We start from the raw sequence: 19,128 nt of genomic DNA on the forward strand, positions 1-19,128 counted from the left end.
CGCCAGAAATTCCCCCTCACACCCAGGCGCGCCAGTGGAACTGGCGCGATCTGCTGGCAGTTGCCAGGATTCGCTTTCGCCTGGGCTCGCTGCAAACGCGGCCGGAACCATATCCCGCCTGAACCGAAAAAAATTCCACGCCGCCATGAGTCGGGCATCTTCGTCGATCGCGCTGACCCGGCGACCAGACAGGCAGATGTCACGCATCACGTCTGTACGGTGGGTCACATACTTGCACGACCATAGCTGCATCCGCTGGGCATCAGCGCGCCACAACGCTGCCTAAACTGATTTTATGCTCACCACCGGACATGCAAAAAAAACGGTGCAAGGCTGCGCGCCACCAACATTTATGCATTTAAAGAAAAGCCAAAAAAATTGAAAAAATCCGGGTCTTCGGGGCAATGGGTCTTGGAGGAGGTGTGGCATGAAGACCGTGCAAAAAACTTTCGCGGCGGCAGTGGCGGGCACGTGCTCGCTATGGCTGGTCGTCGTGCCGGCAGGCCCAGCGCGGGCGGCCGTCGAGTGTCCCGAAGCCGGTCCGGCGGTATGTGGAGAAAAGAGCGGCCTGGTTCCGGCTCACAAGGATTTTATCCATGCAACGCTGATATGGAACAAGAAATATTCGACCTGCCCCAACATGCTGGTCTGGATGCGGCCGTCGGAATATAAACCAAAACATTATCTCAACGCGCCGGTTCCCGGCAGCAATGTATTTCCGGGATTCAACCAGAAATACATCGAACTGGTGCAGGGCGGGTTCGGCCTTGGCCAGCTCGACGAGAGCGGCTGGTCCCGCTACGGCCCGGACCTCGAGCGCGAAAACGCGCAGCTGCTGGATGTGTGCGGACTGCAGTCGATGATCGATACCGGCGTGTTCACCAAGAACGCGATCGCCGACCTGACCAGCGCGGACATCAGCAGCACCGACCGGTTCTTCACGGATGCCGGCTTTTCCAGGGGGCTGGGCTATAACCTGTTCTGCAATGGGCATGTGTCCGGCGTGGATGGACGGATCTACGTGGTCGGGCTGCATGACAAGGGCGGCAACAACGGCGGCAGGAAGGTCAATATCTTCGATCCGAAAACCGAGGCATGGGTACCAAGGCCGATGCCATGCGTCAGAATCGGCTATGAAATGGATCCGACCGGCGTGCTGTCTCACTGCGATCCGCTCAACGAGAACAACACCGATCCGCCGACCCCGTCAGACCTGAAATACCAGCGCTGGTACCCGACCGCGGTGACCTTGCCGGACGGCAGGATCCTGGTGCTGTCCGGCTCCGACCAGGACACCAGCGTAGGGCCGGCCAACGCCGGCAGCACCAAGGTGCGACAGGGCGTGCCGGAAGTCTACGACCCCAAGACCGACACGACGGTGGCCCTGGAAAACGCGTGGAAGCAGTTGCCGATGTATCCGCGCGCCTTTGTCGTCCAGACCGGCCCGAACGAGAAGGACTGGAAGGTTGCGGTCACGGCCGAGGTGGTGCCGCCGCTCCCGGGCCAGCCGGGCGGCCTCAATATCGGTGGATACGACCCGTTCTTCTACAGCGGCAATACCTATCTGCTCGACGTCCAGGGCGCGCTCGCCGATCCGCTGATCGCCACGCGCGCGCAGAATCACTGGACCTTTGTCGACACCGCCCAGAACGGTCACGACAGCGGCGCCGGCGTGCTGATGGTGACGATTCGCGCGGACGGCACCTGGTCGCAGGAGGTCTTCCTGTTCGGCGGCTCGAGCGGGGGCGACACGCCTGACTCGGCGGTCGCGGAAACGATCGATTTTTCCAGCGCGACGCCGAAATGGAGGCCGCTTGCCAGCCTTATCCAGCCGGCCACGCAGAACAACGTGGTGGCCCTGCCGGACGGGAAGCTGCTGGTGGTTGGTGGCGCGAGCGGACGCACCAACAGCCTGCGCTATCAGATGTTCAATCCGGCGGACGGCAGCCGCACCGATCTGGTGTCGTCTCCCGTGCCAAGGCACGATCACTCCACGGCGTTGCTGATGCCCAATGGGGCGGTCTGGGTCATGGGCGGCAACCGCGTCAACCTGATTCCGGGATCGCCGCAGACGCAGGCGCAGCGGGATGCCGCCGTCCCGGTGATCGAGCAGTACAAGCCGCCTTACTTCTTCAAGGGTGCGAAGCCGGTCATCGACAATGCGCCGGCCAGCATCCGCCACGGCAACAAGTTCAAGCTGGAAGTGTCCGGCACCGAGGTGGCATCGGTAACGATGATCCGCACCGGCCCGATCACGCACAACTGGACCTGGGGCAACCAGTACGTGAAGCTGCCGTTCGCGCAGCAAGGCGGCAAGCTCGAGGTCACCGCGCCGCCGCTGCCGGGACTGGCGATCGCCGGCGATTACCTGCTTTACGTCGTCGGCAGGAACGGTGCGGTCAGCGACGGCCGGCACCTGGTGCTCAAGCTTATGAGCGACCCTGAGCCGGATTGATGGCGCCCTCGGCTTCCCGGCCCCGCCGCGGGTCGGGAAGCGCCTGAGTTCCGGGATCGGCCTGGAGATGGCGCTGGACGACCTCGGTGCTGTCCTGGATCAGTACTTCCAGAACACCTGCTGCAGCGCCTTGCTGTCGTTGGTCTGCGTCAGCGCCAGCGCCATCAGGATGCGCGCCTTCTGCGGCAGCTGGTCGTCGGTGACGATCCAGTCGTACTTGTCGTCCGGCTGCTCGGCGTTGCGCACCACCACGCCGCTGCCGGTGCGCGACGCGCGCACGATCTGCACGCCCTTGGCGCGCGCGGCCTTGAGCGGCTCGACCATGTAGTCGCCGACGCTGCCGTTGCCGGTGGCGGCATAGATGATGGCCTTGGCGCCGCTCTTCACCGCCGCCTCGACCGCGGCCGGGTTGGCGTTGCCGTAGGCATAGACCACCGCCACCTCGGGCAGCTTGTCGATCTTGTCGATGTCCCACTGCGTCTGCAGCGTGTGCGGACGCGCCGGCAGGCGGTAGAACAGTGTGCGGCCTTCGACCACATAGCCCAGCGGGCCGAAAGGCGAGCGGAAGGTCTCGGTCTTGAAGGTGTTGGTCTTGGAGACGTCGCGGCCGGTGTGGATCTCGTCGTTCAGCACCGCCAGCGTGCCCTTGCCCTTGGACGCCGGGTTGGCGGCGACCAGCACCGCGTCGTAGAGGTTCAGCGCACCGTCTGCACCCAGCGCGGTGCCCGGGCGCATCGAGCCCACCACCACCACCGGCTTGTCGCTCTTCAGCGTCAGGTTGAGGAAATAAGCGGTTTCCTCGATGGTGTCGGTGCCATGCGTGATCACGATGCCGTCGACATCAGGCTGCTTGAGCAATTCCGACACGCGCTTGGCGAGCTTGAGCAGGCGTTCGTTGTTGAAGCTCTCCGAACCGATCTGGAAGATCTGCTCGCCCTTGACGTTGGCAACCTTGGAGACTTCCGGCACCGAGGCGATGATCTTGTCGACCGGGACCACGGCGGACTGGTAGGCGGCGGTGTTGGTCGCCGCGGCGCCGGCGCCGGCAATGGTGCCGCCGGTGCCGATGATGACGATGTTGGCCTTGCGGGCTTCGGCCGGGGCCGTGGCAGCGGCGGCGGCAGGCTGGGCCGCGGGCGCGAGCTGAGCGTGGGCAGCGCCGGTGATCAGGCTCGCCGACAGCAGGGCAGCGGCCAGCGTGGTGACGCGGGCGGAATGTTTCATGTTTCTCCTCGGTATCTATACGAACGTGTGGCCCGTACTGGAAGCGGCACGACATACCTTATGGGTGGAATGGTGCCGTCCGTGTTCAGTCGGTGGCTGCCCGCGGCCGGGACTGTGGTGCAGAACCCGGCGCGGGCAGCGGCAGAGACTATACGTGAGGAGAAATTCGCGTTGGAAGGGCGGCGCAAGGGTTATGCCGATTCGGCATGAAACCGCCGCCGCCATAACTCCAGGCGCATACTTTGGCGAGGCCCGGCTGGCCGGCGCGGGCCTTGCGCTTGCCAGCTCAGAACGCGTCGCCGGGCACGCGCACCCAGCCTTCCATCAGCACGCGCGCGCTGCGGCTCATGATGGCCTTCCTGACCACCCATTCCCCATCGACCAGCTGCGCCTCGGCGCCGACGCGCAGCGTGCCGGACGGATGCCCGAACCGGACCGCGTTGCGTTCGCCGCCGCCGGCCGCCAGGTTGACCAGCGTGCCGGGGATGGCCGCCGCGGTGCCGATTGCCACTGCCGCCGTGCCCATCATGGCATGGTGCAGCTTGCCCATCGACAGCGCGCGCACCAGCAGGTCGACGTCGGCCGCGGCCACCTGCTTGCCGCTGGAGGCGGTGTAGTCCACCGGCCTGGCCACGAAGGCGACCTTGGGCGTGTGCTGGCGCCGGGCCGCCTCGTCGATGTCCTGGATCAGCCCCATGCGCAGCGCGCCATGGGCGCGGATGGTCTCGAACATCGCCAGCGCCCTGGTGTCGCTGTTGATGACGTCCTGCAGCTCGGTGCCGGTGTAGCCGATGCTCTCGGCGTTGACGAAGATGGTCGGGATGCCGGCGTTGATCATGGTCGCCTTGAGCGTGCCGACCCCCGGCACCTCCAGGTCATCGACGACATTGCCGGTCGGGAACATCGCGCCGCCGGCCCCCTCTTCATCGGCGGCCGGGTCCATGAACTCGAGCTGGACTTCGGCGGCCGGGAAGGTCACGCCGTCGAGTTCGAAGTCACCGGTTTCCTGCACCGCGCCGTTGGTGATGGGCACATGGCCGATGATGGTCTTGCCGATATTGGCCTGCCAGATGCGCACCACGGCCACGCCGTTCTGCGGAATGCGGCTCGGGTCGACCAGGCCGGCGCTGACGGCGAACGGGCCGACCGCGGCCGACAGGTTGCCGCAATTGCCGCTCCAGTCGACAAAGGGCTGGTCGATCGAGACCTGGCCGAACAGGTAGTCGACATCGTGATCCGGACGCGTGCTCTTCGACAGGATCACGGTCTTGCTGGTGCTGGAGGTGGCCGCGCCCATGCCGTCGATCTGCTTGCCATAGGGATCGGGGCTGCCGATCACGCGCAGCAGCAGCGCGTCGCGCGCGGGGCCGGGCACCTGGGCGCGCTCGGGCAGGTCTTGCAGGCGGAAGAACACGCCCTTGCTGGTGCCGCCACGGATGTAGGTGGCGGGGATCTTGATCTGGGATACGTGGGCCATGGGAATGTGTAGTCGTGGTTAGGCTTTCGGGCCTGGTGAGGGCCTGGAAGTCAAGGCGCGGCCGTGATTTCTCCCCTCTCCCGCAAGCGGGAGAGGGGAGTAAACACTCGGCAACTGTTAAGCCGCCGCCTTGTTCGACTCCAGGAAGTCCTGCGCAAACCGCTGCAGCACTCCGCCAGCCTCGTAGATCGACACTTCCTCGTCGCTGTCGAGACGGCAGGTCACCGGCACTTCCACGCGCTCGCCGTTCTTGCGATGCACCACCAGCGTCAGCGTCGCGCGCGGCTGGCGTTCGCCGATCACGTCATAGGTCTCGGTGCCGTCCAGCCCCAGCGTCAAGCGGTTCACGCCGGGCTTGAACTCCAGCGGCAGCACGCCCATGCCGATCAGGTTGGTGCGGTGGATGCGCTCGAAGCCTTCGGCGACGATGGCTTCCACGCCGGCCAGGCGCACGCCCTTGGCGGCCCAGTCGCGCGACGAGCCCTGGCCATAGTCCGCGCCGGCGATGATGATCAGCGGCTGCTTGCGGTCCATGTAGGTCTCGATCGCTTCCCACATGCGCACCACCTTGCCTTCCGGCTCGATGCGCGCCAGCGAACCCTTCTTGACCTGGCCGTCGACCACGGCCATTTCATTGATCAGGGTGGGGTTGGCGAAGGTGGCGCGCTGCGCCGTCAGGTGGTCGCCCCGGTGCGTCGCGTACGAGTTGAAGTCCTCTTCCGGCAGGCCCATCTTGGCCAGGTACTCGCCGGCCGCGCTGTTCAGCAGGATGGCGTTGGACGGCGACAGGTGGTCGGTGGTGATGTTGTCGCCCAGCACCGCCAGCGGACGCAGGCCCTGCAGCGTGCGCTCGCCGGCCAGCGCGCCTTCCCAGTACGGCGGGCGGCGGATATAGGTGCTCTGCGGGCGCCAGTCGTACAGCGGCGCGGCGCTCTCGCCGGTCTCGGCGGTCAGCGCGAACATCGGCTCGTAGACCTTGCGGAACTGCTCGGGCTTCACGCTTTGCTTGACGATGGCGTCGATCTCTTCGTCGGTCGGCCAGATGTCCTTCAGGTAGACCGGCTTGCCGTCCTGGTCGTTGCCCAGCACGTCCTTCTCGATATCGAAGCGGATGGTGCCGGCGATGGCGTAGGCCACCACCAGCGGCGGCGAGGCCAGGAAGGCCTGCTTGGCGTACGGGTGGATGCGGCCGTCGAAGTTGCGGTTGCCGGACAGCACGGCGGTGGCGTACAGGTCGCGGTCGATGATTTCCTGCTGGATCTTCGGGTCGAGCGCGCCGGACATGCCGTTGCAGGTGGTGCAGGCAAAGGCGACGATGCCGAAGCCGAGCTTTTCCAGGTCGGGCAGCAGGTTGGATTCTTCCAGGTACAGCTCGACCGCCTTGGAGCCAGGCGCCAGCGACGACTTGACCCACGGCTTGCGCGTCAGCCCGCGCGCGTTGGCGTTGCGCGCCAGCAGCGCGGCGGCGATCACGTTGCGCGGGTTGCTGGTGTTGGTGCAGCTGGTGATGGCGGCGATGATCACGGCGCCATCGGGCATCAGGCCTTCGGCCTCCTGCGCGCGAGCCTTGTCCAGGTCCACGGCGATGCCACGCTCGGCCAGTGCCGAGGTCGGCAGGCGCTTGTGCGGGTTCGACGGGCCGGCCATGTTGCGCACCACGCTCGACAGGTCGAACTTCAGCACGCGTTCGTATTCGGCATTCTTCAGCGAATCCGCCCACAGGCCGGCGGTTTTCGCGTAGGTCTCGACCAGCTTGAGCTGCTCGTCGGTGCGGCCGGTCAGGCGCAGGTACTCGATGGTCTGCTCGTCGATGAAGAACATCGCCGCGGTGGCGCCGTATTCCGGGGCCATGTTGGAGATGGTGGCGCGGTCGCCCAGCGTCAGGCTCGACGCGCCTTCGCCGCGGAACTCCAGGTAGGCGCCGACCACCTTTTCCTTGCGCAGGAATTCGGTCAGCGCCAGCACGATGTCGGTGGCGGTGATGCCGGGCTGGCGCTTGCCGGTCAGCTCCACGCCGACGATATCCGGCAGGCGCATCCACGAGGCGCGGCCGAGCATCACGTTCTCGGCTTCCAGGCCGCCCACGCCGATGGCGATCACGCCCAGCGCATCGACGTGCGGCGTGTGGCTGTCGGTGCCGACGCAGGTATCGGGGTAGGTCACGCCATGGTCAGCGTGGATCACCGGCGACATCTTCTCCAGGTTGATCTGGTGCATGATGCCGTTGCCCGGCGGGATCACGTCGACGTTCTTGAACGCCTTCTTAGTCCAGTCGATGAAGTGGAAACGGTCTTCGTTGCGCCGGTCTTCGATGGCGCGGTTCTTGGCGAAGGCATCGGGATCGAAGCCGCCGCACTCCACCGCCAGCGAGTGGTCGACGATCAGCTGCACCGGCACCACCGGGTTGACCTTGGCGGGGTCGCCGCCCTGGTCGGCAATGGCGTCGCGCAGGCCGGCCAGGTCCACCAGCGCGGTCTGGCCCAGGATGTCGTGGCACACCACGCGCGCGGGGAACCACGGGAAGTCGAGGTCGCGCTTGCGCTCGATCAGCTGCTTCAGCGAATCCGTCAGCGTGGCGGGATCGCAGCGGCGCACCAGGTTTTCTGCCAGCACGCGCGACGTGTACGGCAGCTTGTCGTAGGCACCCGGCTGGATCGCCTCGACTGCGGCGCGCGCGTCGAAGTAATCCAGCTTGGTGCCCGGTAGCGGTTTGCGGTTTGCAGAATTCATGGTGTAGGGAAATCGATATAAGTATGAAAAAGGGGTAGTGGCCCCGTGTCGGCGACCAACTACCCCTTTGCCCGCAGGCTCGGATTCAATGCAACCCGACGCAGGGCAATCCGGCAGCCGGTCTTACTTGCGATCCTTGATCGGCACGAACTTCAGGTTCTCCGGCCCGGTGTAGTTGGCGCTGGGGCGGATGATCTTGTTGTCGATGCGCTGCTCGATGATGTGCGCGGCCCAGCCCGAGGTGCGCGAGATCACGAACAGCGGCGTGAACATCGCGGTGGGCACGCCCATCATGTGGTAGCTGACTGCGCTGAACCAGTCCAGGTTGGGGAACATCTTCTTGATGTCCCACATCACGGTTTCGAGCCGCTCGGCGATGTCGAACATCTTCATCGAGCCGGCGTCCTTCGACAGCCGCCTGGCGACGTCCTTGATCACCTGGTTGCGCGGGTCGCCGGTGGTGTACACCGGGTGGCCGAAGCCGATCACGACTTCCTTGTTCTCGACGCGGCGGGTGATGTCGGCCTGGGCCTCGTCCGGGTTGTCGTAGCGCTTCTGGATCTCGAACGCAACCTCGTTGGCGCCGCCGTGCTTGGGGCCGCGCAGCGCGCCGATCGCGCCGGCAATCGACGAGTACATGTCGGAACCCGTGCCGGCGATCACGCGCGCGGTGAAGGTCGAGGCGTTGAACTCGTGCTCGGCATACAGGTTGAGCGAGGTGTTCATGGCGCGCTCCCACAGCGCCGACGGCTTCTCGCCGTGCAGCAGGTGCAGGAAGTGGCCGCCGATCGAGTCGTCGTCGGTCTCCACCTCGATGCGGCGGCCGTTGTGGCTGTAGTGGTACCAGTACAGCAGCATCGAGCCGAGGCTGGCCATCAGCCGGTCGGCGATGTCGCGCGCGCCCGGAGTGTTGTGGTCTTCCTTCTCCGGCAGCACCGTGCCGAGCACCGACACGCCGGTGCGCATCACGTCCATCGGGTGCGCGCTGGCGGGCACCCATTCCAGCGCCGCCTTCACATTGGCCGGCAGGCCGCGCAGGCTCTTCAGCCTGGCCTTGTAGGCGGACAGCTCGGACTTGGTCGGCAGCTTGCCGTGCACCAGCAGGTGGGCGATTTCCTCGAACTCGCAGGTCTCGGCGATATCGAGAATGTCGTAGCCACGGTAGTGCAGGTCGTTGCCGGTACGGCCGACGGTGCACAGGGCGGTATTGCCGGCGGTCACGCCCGACAGCGCGACGGATTTCTTGGGCTTGGGAGTGACGAGCGGTTGCGCTTCGGACATCTGGGTCTCCTTGATGTGATGCCTGGTGTTGCCTGTCTGTGGTCGTGCAAGCGGCCGGGAGGGGATATCCCCGGCCCGGCCGCGCCTGAGTCTGGTCGTTTACTTGCCCTTGCCTTGCGCGAACAGGGCGTCGAGCTTCTGCTCGAAGGCATGGTAGCCGATGCTCTCGTAGAGCTCCGAGCGGGTCTGCATGGTATCGACCACGTTCTTCTGCGTGCCGTCGCGGCGGATCGCCGCGTAGACGTTTTCCGCGGCCTTGTTCATGGCGCGGAAGGCCGACAGCGGATACAGCACCATCGACACGCCGGCGCCGCCCAGTTCCTCGGTGGTGAACAGCGGCGTGGCGCCGAATTCGGTGATGTTGGCCAGCACCGGCACCTTCACCGCGTCGACGAATTTGCGGTACATGCCAAGGTCGGTCATGGCTTCCGGGAAGATCGCGTCGGCGCCGGCTTCCACGCACGCCACCGCGCGCTCGATCGCCTTGTCCAGGCCTTCCACGGCCAGCGCGTCGGTGCGGGCCATGATGACGAAGTTGTCGTCGGTGCGGGCGTCGACCGCGGCTTTGATGCGGTCGACCATTTCACCCTGGGTGACGATTTCCTTGTTGGGACGGTGGCCGCAGCGCTTGGCGCCGACCTGGTCCTCGATATGCATGGCCGCGGCGCCGAACTTGATCAGCGACTTGGTGGTGCGGGCCACGTTGAAGGCCGAGGCGCCGAAACCCGTGTCCACGTCGACCAGCAGCGGCGTGTCGCACACGTCGGTGATGCGGCGGATGTCGGTCAGGACGTCGTCCAGGTTGGAGATGCCCAGGTCGGGCAGGCCCAGCGAACCGGCCGCGACACCGCCGCCGGACAGGTAGATGGCCCGGTAACCGGCACGCTTGGCCAGCAAGGCGTGGTTGGCATTGATGGCGCCGACCACCTGCAGCGGATGTTCGTCGGCCAGCGCCTGGCGGAAACGGGCGCCGGCGGAGCGCGCGAGGTCGGAAGCGGAGTAGGTCATGGCGTATGCGTTGGTGAACAGGACAAGCCGGATAATGCAAGGGATGTGCCAGGCCTTGCGGAAGCGGCAGGGAAACCCCGGCATCCCTTGCCAGTATTGGGCTGGCGGGCAGGGCAGCGGGTTTCGTCGCGGCCTCCATGGCGGGATTTCCGCACATTTGAAATCCAAACCCCTTGTCTTGGAATTCAAAGTTGAAATCGCGGGCCGCGTAGCGGACAATGTGACAGCACTGTACGCCTGTTCCCCTCGCCTTTCATCCCACTTTCCTTTCGCACCGCATCATGGCTCCGCCCGTTTCCACGCAAGGCCGCCCGCGCATCTGGGCAATCGGCATCAGCCGCCTCGCGCGCGCCTTTGCCGACCTGATTCCGGCCTATGCCGACCGCGCCGAATTCCGCATCGTCGGCAAGGGTTTCGAGGCCGCCGCCAGCGCGGTATCGCGCGAGGTGCGCGAGGGCCGGCTCGACGTGGTGGTTGCCGGCGGCTCCAACGGCGCCTACCTGCGCCAGCATGTCGACGTGCCGGTGGTGCTGGTCAAGGTCACGGGCTTCGACGTGATGAGCGCACTGGCCACGGCGCGGCGGATCTCGCCGCGGGTGGCGCTGGTCACGCACGCGGCGACCTATGCCGAGGTCGATGAATTCGTGCGCGCGTTCTCGCTGTCGGTGCCGGCCTACACCTACCTGACCGAGGACGACGCCGTGGCGCGCGTGAAGGCGCTCAAGCAGGAGGGCATCCAGGTGGTGGTGGGCCCCGGCCTGGTGACCGACCTGGCCGACCGCTATGGCCTGACCGGGGTGTTCCTGTACTCCGGCAACTCGGTGCGCATGGCGCTGGAAGACGCGATCGAGGCTGCGCGCCTGCGCCGCATCGAGGCTACCCGGCGCGACTACGTCAACACCATCCTGGCGCACCTGAACGAGGGCGTGGCGGCGGTCGACGCACAGGGGCGGATCCAGTCGTTCAACCCGGCGATGGAGCGCTTCCTGGGCACCTCGGCCGCCGCCGCGGTCGGGCGCAAGCTGCAGACGCTGGCGCCCAGCCTGGCGCTGGAAGGCGTGATGCAGACCGGCGACAAGGAGCTCGAGGCGATCCACAAGCTGGGCGACAAGATGGTGGTGGTCAACCGCATTCCGATCCAGGGCGAGGCCGGCACCACCGGCGCGGTGCTGACCATCCAGGACGCCAGCGCGATCCAGCGCGTCGACCGCAACCTGCGCTCGCGCAGCCGCGCGCGGCCGGCGGCGGTGCGCTACAGCCTCGACGACCTGGCCGGCACCTCGGCGGCGATGACGGCGCTGCGCGAGCTGGCGCGGCGCTACGCCGCGGTGGACTCGACCGTGCTGATCGGCGGCGAGAGCGGTACCGGCAAGGAGGTGCTGGCGCAAGGCATGCACGATGCCAGCCCGCGCCGCGCATTCCCGTTCGTCGCGGTCAACTGCGCCGCCTTCCCCGAGGCGCTGCTGGAAAGCGAGCTGTTCGGCTACGAAGAGGGCGCCTTCACCGGCGCGCGCCGCGGCGGCAAGGCCGGCCTGTTCGAGTCGGCCCACAACGGCACGCTGTTTCTCGACGAGGTCGGCGACATGCCGCCCGCGCTGCAGACGCGCTTGCTGCGCGTGCTGCAGGAAAAGCAGGTGCTGCCGATCGGCGGGCTCGACGCGGTGCCGGTGAACGTGCGCGTGATCGCCGCCACCCACCGCGACCTGGCCGCGATGGTGCGCGACGGCAGCTTCCGCCAGGACCTGTATTACCGCCTCAACATCCTGCGCATCGCCATGCCGCCGCTGCGCGAGCGCGCCGAAGACCTGCCGGAGCTGGCCGAACTGCTGTACCGCCGCGCGCAGGACCGGCTGGGACTGGAGCGCCCGCAGCGCCTGCCCGCGGCGGCGCGCGCGCGGCTGGCGCGCTACCGCTGGCCCGGCAATATCCGCGAGCTGGAAAACGTGACCGAACGCATCGCGGTGCTGGTCGCCGGCCGGCGCCTGGACGGCGAGGCCTTGCAGCGCGAACTGCAATCCGCGGCGCCCGAGCTGTTCGGCGAGGCCGCGCTTGCCACTGCGCCCGGGGCCGGAGCCGAAGCCGCCGCGGCGGCGCCGGCCGCACGGGCGCGCCGCTCGCTCGCGCGCGTCAAGCAATCCAGCGAAGTCGACCATATCCGGCGCGTGCTGGAGGAGTGCGGCGGCGACCGCACCGCCGCCTGCCATATCCTCGGCATCAGCCCCACCACGCTGTGGCGGCGGCTGAAGGCGGCCTAGCGCGGACGTTATCCGGCGGGGCTGGCACGGCGGAACGGAATCGGCTGCAGCCCCTTGCCCTGCAGCCACTGTTCATTGAACAGCCGCCCCATATACAGGTCGCCACGGTCGCACAGCAGCGTCACGATGGTGTGCCCCGGCCCCATCTCGCGCGCCAGCGCCACCGCGGCGCCGACGTTGATGCCGGATGACCCGCCCACGAACAGTCCTTCCTCGCGCAGCAGCCGGTAGACCATGTCGACGCAGGTCTGGTCGTCGACGCGCACGGCATCGTCGATCGGCGTGTCCTGCAGGTTGGCGGTGACGCGGCTGGAGCCGATGCCTTCGGTGATCGAGCTGCCTTCGGCCTTGACCTCGCGGTGCTTGACGAAGTGGTACAGGCCGCTGCCGTGCGGATCGGCCAGCACGATGCGCACGCCCGGCTTGTGTTCCTTCAGGCAGCGCGCGATGCCCGCCAGCGAGCCGCCGGTGCCGGTGGCGCAGGTGAAGGCGTCGATATGGCCGGCGGTGGCCTGCCAGATCTCGGGGCCGGTGGTCTCGTAGTGGGCCTGGCGGTTGGCGAGGTTGTCGAACTGGTTGGCCCAGATCGCGTTGTCGGTCTCGTCGGCCAGCCGGCCGGCGATCTTCTGGTAATTGTCGGGATCGGCGTAGGGCTTGGCCGGCACCGCGCGCACCTCGGCGCCCAGCATGCGCAGCCGTTCCATCTTTTCCGGGGATTGGGTGTCGGGTATCACCACGATGCAGCGGTAGCCGCGTGCCGCGCACAGATGGGCCAGACCGATGCCGGTATTGCCCGCGGTGCCTTCGATCACCGTGCCGCCTGGCTTCAGCAGCCCGCGCCGCTCGGCGTCGCGGATGATGTAGAGCGCCGCGCGGTCCTTGACCGAGCCGCCGGGATTGAGGAATTCCGCCTTGCCGTAGATGTCGCAGCCGGTGTCGGCGCTCAGGCCGGCCAGCCGGATCAGCGGCGTGTGGCCGATGGTGCCGGCAAATCCATCCCTGACTTCCATGGTGCACTCCTGCCGCGACCGTCGCGGGCGTCACCTTGAGTGATAGATCGGTGCGGCGGCAATGACAAGCGGGCAGGGCGGGAAGTGACCGGGATGGCGCCTTGCGCCGGGGCTGGCGTCGAGACGGCGGGCTCAGGCCGCGTTGAGCCAGCGGAAGCTGAAATCGCCCTCGACAAAGTCCGCGCGCGCGGCGTGGAAATCGCGCATATACGGGCGGTTCAGGTGCGATTCGAGCGCGCGCTTGGAGTCCCAGACCATGTAGATGACGAACACCCGCGCGTCCTCGGCATCCTGCCCGACGTGGTAGTCCAGGCAGCCGGGCTCGGTCAGCCCGCGCGAGCGCAGCGCGGTGAGCTGGGAGACCAGGGCGTCGCGGCGGTGGGTCTTGGCACGGGCGATGCCGACTAGCGTGTACGTTCCGGACATGGTGAACGGGGGCGACTGGCTGGCGTCTGTGAGCACTGGGCCAGCCATTGTAGCGGCGGCCATGGCCGCCGCCGGCAATGCCCGACGGCGCCGTCCGGGCATTTTGGCGGCGCTTGACAAGGGTGCGCGGCGCGGTTCCTGCCGCCGTGACCGCTCAAGTTATGCCCGCCGCTGCCGATAGCCGGGGCGACAACAAGAAAACCATCATCCGAGGGGTTGGCGCATGCTGAGACGCATTGGGTCGGAGCAACTGCAGGTCGGGATGTTCGTCGCCAGGCTGGGCGGGCCCTGGATCAGCCACCCGTTCTGGCGCGCGCGCTTCCTGGTCGCCAGCGAGGAGCAGGTACGGCAGATCCGGTCGGCGGGCGTGCGCGAAGTCTGGATCGATATCCTGAAGGGCCGCAATCTGCCGACGCCGGAAGAGCAGGCCAGCGCGGCCCCGGCCATCGCCGCGGCCCAGCCTGCGCCTGGCGCCGATGCGTCGGCTGACGCGGCGCCAGCCACCACGCTCGAGGCCGAGATCGTGCATGCGCGCGAACTGCTGCAGTCCGGCAAGGCCGTGATCGGCTCGATGTTTGCCGACGTGCGCATGGGGCGGGCGCTGGAGGTCAGCGGTGCGCTGCTGCTGGTCGACGCGGCCTCGCGCTCGCTGTCGCGCCATGGGCAGGCGCTGCTGGCTCTGGTGCGGCTCAAGGCGCGCGGCGACGACAACTACCTGCATGCCTTCGCGGTCTGCGCGCTGATGATCGCGGTCGGCCGCACCCTCGGCCTGCCCGACGACGAGGTGCGCGAGCTGGGCCTGGCCGGCCTGGTGCATGACATCGGCAAGCTGGCCGTGCCCGGCGCCGCCAGCCTCCGCGCCGGCGAGCGCACACCCGAGCAGGAGGAGGCCTACCGCCGCCATCCGTCGGCGGGCTATCGCATCCTCAACGACGCCCGGCTCTATTCCAATATCCCGCTCGATGTCTGCGTCCACCACCATGAGCGCGTCGACGGGCGCGGCTTCCCCTTCGGCCTAGTCGGGCGCGAACTGAGCGTGCACGCCCGGATCGGCGCGATCTGCGATACCTATGACGCGCTCACCGCCAGCCACCCCGGGCACCAGCCATGGTCGCCGGCCCGCGCCATGGAATACATGGCGGTGCGCGTCGACACGCTGTTCGACCGGCGCGTGTTCAAGGCCTTCTCGCGCACCGTCGGCATCTATCCGCTCGGTACCGTGCTGCGGCTGCGCTCCAACCGGCTGGCGGTGGTGTGCGCGCAGCATGACGCCGATCCGCTGCGGCCCAAGGTGATGGCGTTCTACTCGGTGTCGCAGTCGCGGCCGGTGCCGACCGAGCTGATCGACCTGCGCCATGGCGACGAGACCGTGGTGGCGTTCGAAAACGCGGCGGAGTGGGGCTTTACCGATGAGCAGTTGCTGGAGATGTATGCGCCGGCGGCATGAGACGGTCCCGCCGACGTAGTGCGCATTTAAGTTGTCACGACTCTTACCGTTACCTGACGCAGCTTAACCCCGCTATGTTGACGCATTTCGGGACATTTCGACGAAGTGGGAGTTTCGCAACAAAATGATAGTACGAGGATAGGAAAGCTCATCTCTGCATTGGACACAGCCAACTTCAATTTACGACGTACACCCGCTCTAGAATCCTAGCGGTTCGTAATCGTCTTTGAATTGCCAGTCGTTTGGGCTGGCGCTCTCACATGCATCTATGGATACGATGAGCCTTCGCGGAAGCACTCGAACCTCGGACCACCACAGCCTTCCGCTGGGCGAGCGTCGGTACGAGAACGCGACGACCAGGACGTCTTCGCTGATATGGCAAAGATGCCCTGAAATAATTCTGCGCGAGGCGCAGAGCTTAGAGACATCATCGGCCGTCAGCCACTGTCGATTGGTGTCCGAGATGGTGAGGTACGAAATCTGGAGCAGTCGCTCGGGATCGCCAAGCGCTGTGGCGAGTACGTCGCGAAGGTCCACCGGTTCCCGAGATCGGATATCTGCCGTCATTCCTTTCCCCTCGTCTGTAATACGACCTTGCCCCGTGCGCGTCGCTGGGCAATGGCGTCCAGTGCATCGGTCGCCTTGGCGAGCGGGAACACCCGATCCACGTGAACGCGGATTCTTCCCTGGCGGTACCATGCGAAGATCTCAGAAAAGCCGTCAGCGACCCTCGAGGGAAACCGACTTCTGTAGTAACCCCGATAGAACCCGATAAGATCGAGGTTTTTCACCAGGAAGATATTGGGTCGGATCTCCGGAAGTTCGCCACAGGCAAATCCAATGACGACGTATCGTGCTTCTGCCTGACAACATCGAATCGCCAGCTGAGTGAAATCGCCACCCACAGGATCGAAGACGACATCTACGCCTTCAACAGCAAGCGACTCACGGATAGCTCGCTTCCAGTCTGGATGGCTATAGGTCAATCCCAGATCGGCGCCGCCATGCGTTACAGCAAAATCAGCGCGTGCCTCTGTGCTGGCGACGGCTACGACTTTTGCCCCAGTCGCCTTTGCCACCTGTACCGCGGCAAGGCCAGCACCACCGCTTGCTCCAAGCACCAAAACGGTTTCCCCGGCGTCAAGCCGTGCCCGCCATTTCAACGCTCCGATCGCCGTGCCATAGGCAATTCCCAGTGCAGCCGCTTCGATAAAACCCATGTTGTCGGGAATGGGGTAGACCGAACTTGCATCCACCACTGCTTGGTCGGCATAGCCACCAAACTGCATACCTATCATAACCCTGTCACCCGGGCGAACATCGGTAACTGTGGGGCATACTTCAACGACAACACCCGCCGCTTCCAATCCCGGAACGAACGGGAAGGATTTTGGCTTTTCCTGATAGGTTCCGTGCAGAAGCAGTAGATCAGCAAAATTCAGGCCCGCGGCATACGTATCCACGCGTACCTGGCCCTTCATTAGCGGTGCGTCCGGAAGATCGCCGACCAGGAGCGCTTCGCCAATTCGTTCGCAGTATGCAGCTCGCATGTTAGATGCCCCTCGGTTGTCGGAACGTTAGCGCGCCACTTCCATCGCAAGTCGTCGCCGGGATCCAATCTTTCGATGAAAGATTGCGCCGAGCGCAAGGGCTGCCGCGCACAGCGCGATAAATCCGCCTATCCATACCCCGACAGCGCCGAAGCCATCCAGGCGGAAAGCGATCCATGTGCCCAGGCCCAGTCCGAGAACACAGCGCAACACCACAGCCACGGCGACTGCCAGCCATGCTATGCGGTAGGAGCGAAGCACCACGCAGAAATAGATCTGGATGGCATCTGCCATCTGGCTGGCAGCTACCCAGAAGAGCATCCTGGAAGCCAGGGCTGCCACATCCGCGTCGGTCGTGAACAACGCGGCAATTGCGCTCCGTCCCAGCAGCAGGCCCACCGTTGTTGCTGCCGCCAGAGAGCAGACCATCAACAGCCCTGTCCTGAATGTCGACAATTCCTCGGAAAATGCGCTGGCTCCGGCGGATCTGGCAATCAGCGCACTCGACGCAATGCCGACAGATAACGGCAACATGAAGACGAGCGTGGCAACGTTGGCCGCAATCTGATGTGCAGCAGACGCATTGGATCCCGCTCTGGCGATCAGGATGGCCATGCCGGAAAATGACACGATTTCAACGAACTGAACCGCAGAGACTGGGATCGTGGCCTGCAGGACAAGCTTTAGCGCCGTCAATGAGATCCTGAGGTCTTGGCGGCGACGAATTCCTACCAGGGTGTTGCTGCGCCGCAGCATATGGCAGCAGACGGCCAAGCTCGCCCAAGCAATGATCGCGGACGAGGCAGCACAGCCTACCACTCCCAGGTTTTCGCCCGTGTCGTCGATGGTCGCCTGCATCAGGGCGAAATTCAGCGGCACTTTCAGTATCAGGCCCGCAACATTGATCCACATGAACGCTGCGGGACGTCCAGTTGCCGCTTCCATCGCAAACAGCAACCGGTAAGCCAGGAGGGCAGGCAAGCCAATGCAGAGAACGCGGAGAAATGAGTCGGTCTTGCACCTAGTTACCGGGTCGGTGTCGACCAGCATGGCGAGGCACATCATGAGCAGGGGGTAGGAAAGCAGGGCACATCCGATGGAGAGGACCATGCCAGTCGATAGCACGGCGCGCAGTTCGGTTGTCGCACCGCTCCCCCAGAGTTGCGCAGCGACGGGTGTGATGCCATTGGCGATTCCTGTCAGGACAACCAGCAAGGCCACGTAGATGGAGCTGCCGATACCGATGGCGGCTAGATCCGAGGTTCCGTAGCGCCCCGCCATGACAGAGTCGATGCTCATCATGCCAATGGCAGTAAGCTGCATCCCGAGGGTCGGGGCAGCCAGCCAGGCGATCCGGCGGGCTTCACGGAACATGTGCGCCGACCTGAAGTGCGACAATCGTGGCGTCGTCGGAGGCTTTCAATCTCGGCCACGACTGGCAGGCAGGATCGTCGCGCTCGATTTCGCGGACCTTGCTTACGAGTCCCGACACCCCGATCCTGAAGACTTCGTCCAGCGCGTCTTCAAGGGTACAGGCGCGATATTTGTCGATCAGCCTGGCAGCGCCATCACTCAACAACATTAGCGATGGCGGTTCGATGGAATGGAACGATTCGAACGCAAGAGTGGAGGGGTCCCAGTTTGGCGCCGCGATGGCATAGCCCCCTGGCTGGTTCATCATCTTGCGCCTGACGAGCAGGCGTCCCGAAATATCAGTCAGGACAGCGCTTCGCCGTTCGTCGTCTCCAGGCGTCTGTGCGAGGCGCGCAGCGAGTGCATCGAATTCCAGATCAAACGATGGTCCGAGCGTGGATTCCACGATATGAGCCGATGCAGCTCCCGTCCGTAACACGCCGCAGCAATCCCCGAGTTTGGCAAAGGAAACCAAGTGGCCTACCGAATGCCGTTGAACCTTTGCTAGGATCACCGAGGCAGAGGGCAAAAGGTGCGCATCGGCAGCGCGATCCTTGATCAATGCACGACAGTCAGCATTCGCAGCGTCAATGGCAGACGCGAGAAGCGCATTCGAATCGTGCGTTGTACCATTGCACACGATCGAGCGATGCAAGTGCCAGTTAATCCGGAGCGCGTACCATTCGGCGTCGGAGTGATTGGGCGTCAGCATCAAGGATGGAGAAATTCCAGTAGCGCCGTCGATGACCCAGGCGTGCACGGACGTGTCATCGGCCACATAGCCGCAAACGTCCTCGGACGGTTGGTTGCCGGAAGAATACGATCCACTTTCGATCTGCTTCAACATGGGAA

13 protein-coding genes are annotated in these 19,128 nt (G+C 65.4%); 3 read left to right on the plus strand and 10 right to left on the minus strand.

The genetic code is table 11. The features are described from left to right. Positions 1-427 precede the first annotated feature (427 nt). A complete protein-coding gene (locus tag FHX60_RS06215; RefSeq protein WP_183282763.1) occupies positions 428-2,455 on the plus strand; it encodes a galactose oxidase early set domain-containing protein in 2,028 nt (675 codons plus the stop codon). Positions 2,456-2,554: 99 nt separating this feature from the next. On the opposite strand, the gene FHX60_RS06220 is transcribed toward FHX60_RS06215, so the two are convergent. The 5 genes from FHX60_RS06220 to prpB all read right to left on the minus strand — a co-directional run bounded on the left by FHX60_RS06220 (position 2,555) and on the right by prpB (position 10,175). Next, the gene (locus FHX60_RS06220) at positions 2,555-3,679 is read right to left on the minus strand and encodes an asparaginase (protein ID WP_183282764.1); all 1,125 of its coding nucleotides are present in this window, start codon (positions 3,677-3,679) and stop codon (positions 2,555-2,557) included. Positions 3,680-3,965: 286 nt separating this feature from the next. Then, positions 3,966-5,156 carry a 2-methylaconitate cis-trans isomerase PrpF gene (prpF, locus tag FHX60_RS06225; protein ID WP_183282765.1) on the minus strand — a complete coding sequence of 397 codons (1,191 nt, stop codon included), beginning with the start codon at positions 5,154-5,156 and terminating at the stop codon, positions 3,966-3,968. A gap of 117 nt (positions 5,157-5,273) precedes the next feature. Beyond that, complete coding sequence (gene acnD / locus FHX60_RS06230) at positions 5,274-7,886, minus strand: Fe/S-dependent 2-methylisocitrate dehydratase AcnD (RefSeq protein ID WP_183282766.1); 2,613 nt, start codon at positions 7,884-7,886, stop codon at positions 5,274-5,276. 123 nt (positions 7,887-8,009) lie between these two features. Continuing rightward, positions 8,010-9,167 carry a bifunctional 2-methylcitrate synthase/citrate synthase gene (gene prpC / locus FHX60_RS06235; protein ID WP_183282767.1) on the minus strand — a complete coding sequence of 386 codons (1,158 nt, stop codon included), beginning with the start codon at positions 9,165-9,167 and terminating at the stop codon, positions 8,010-8,012. A gap of 99 nt (positions 9,168-9,266) precedes the next feature. Beyond that, positions 9,267-10,175, minus strand: a complete 909-nt coding sequence (gene prpB / locus FHX60_RS06240; protein WP_092318240.1) for a methylisocitrate lyase — start codon at positions 10,173-10,175, stop codon at positions 9,267-9,269. A gap of 281 nt (positions 10,176-10,456) precedes the next feature. Between prpB and prpR the strand changes: the two genes are divergently transcribed. Then, complete coding sequence (prpR, locus tag FHX60_RS06245; protein WP_112777439.1) at positions 10,457-12,430, plus strand: propionate catabolism operon regulatory protein PrpR; 1,974 nt, start codon at positions 10,457-10,459, stop codon at positions 12,428-12,430. Positions 12,431-12,438: 8 nt separating this feature from the next. Here the strand turns inward: prpR and FHX60_RS06250 are convergent, their stop codons facing one another. Both FHX60_RS06250 and FHX60_RS06255 read right to left on the minus strand, forming a co-directional pair. Then, positions 12,439-13,440 carry a cysteine synthase A gene (locus FHX60_RS06250; RefSeq protein WP_112777438.1) on the minus strand — a complete coding sequence of 334 codons (1,002 nt, stop codon included), beginning with the start codon at positions 13,438-13,440 and terminating at the stop codon, positions 12,439-12,441. A 132-nt stretch (positions 13,441-13,572) separates the two neighbouring features. Beyond that, positions 13,573-13,866, minus strand: a complete 294-nt coding sequence (locus FHX60_RS06255) for a putative quinol monooxygenase (protein ID WP_092318219.1) — start codon at positions 13,864-13,866, stop codon at positions 13,573-13,575. A gap of 223 nt (positions 13,867-14,089) precedes the next feature. Between FHX60_RS06255 and FHX60_RS06260 the strand changes: the two genes are divergently transcribed. Further along, complete coding sequence (locus tag FHX60_RS06260; RefSeq protein WP_183282768.1) at positions 14,090-15,313, plus strand: HD-GYP domain-containing protein; 1,224 nt, start codon at positions 14,090-14,092, stop codon at positions 15,311-15,313. Between the two features lie 563 nt (positions 15,314-15,876). Here FHX60_RS06260 and FHX60_RS06265 read toward each other — a convergent pair. The 3 genes from FHX60_RS06265 to FHX60_RS06275 are packed head-to-tail and all read right to left on the minus strand — an operon-like array spanning position 15,877 to position 19,123. Further along, the gene (locus FHX60_RS06265; RefSeq protein WP_183282769.1) at positions 15,877-16,863 is read right to left on the minus strand and encodes an NADPH:quinone oxidoreductase family protein; all 987 of its coding nucleotides are present in this window, start codon (positions 16,861-16,863) and stop codon (positions 15,877-15,879) included. A gap of 27 nt (positions 16,864-16,890) precedes the next feature. Next, entirely contained in the window at positions 16,891-18,237 is a 1,347-nt protein-coding gene (locus FHX60_RS06270) for an MATE family efflux transporter (protein ID WP_183282770.1), read from the minus strand. Further along, on the minus strand, positions 18,227-19,123 hold the full coding sequence (locus tag FHX60_RS06275) for a hypothetical protein (protein WP_183282771.1): 897 nt from the start codon (positions 19,121-19,123) through the stop codon (positions 18,227-18,229). Before FHX60_RS06275 ends, FHX60_RS06270 begins: the two co-directional genes overlap by 11 nt. Positions 19,124-19,128: the final 5 nt, after the last annotated feature.

The organism is Cupriavidus alkaliphilus, assembly GCF_014191175.1.
GTDB classification, from domain to species: Bacteria; Pseudomonadota; Gammaproteobacteria; order Burkholderiales; family Burkholderiaceae; genus Cupriavidus; species Cupriavidus alkaliphilus.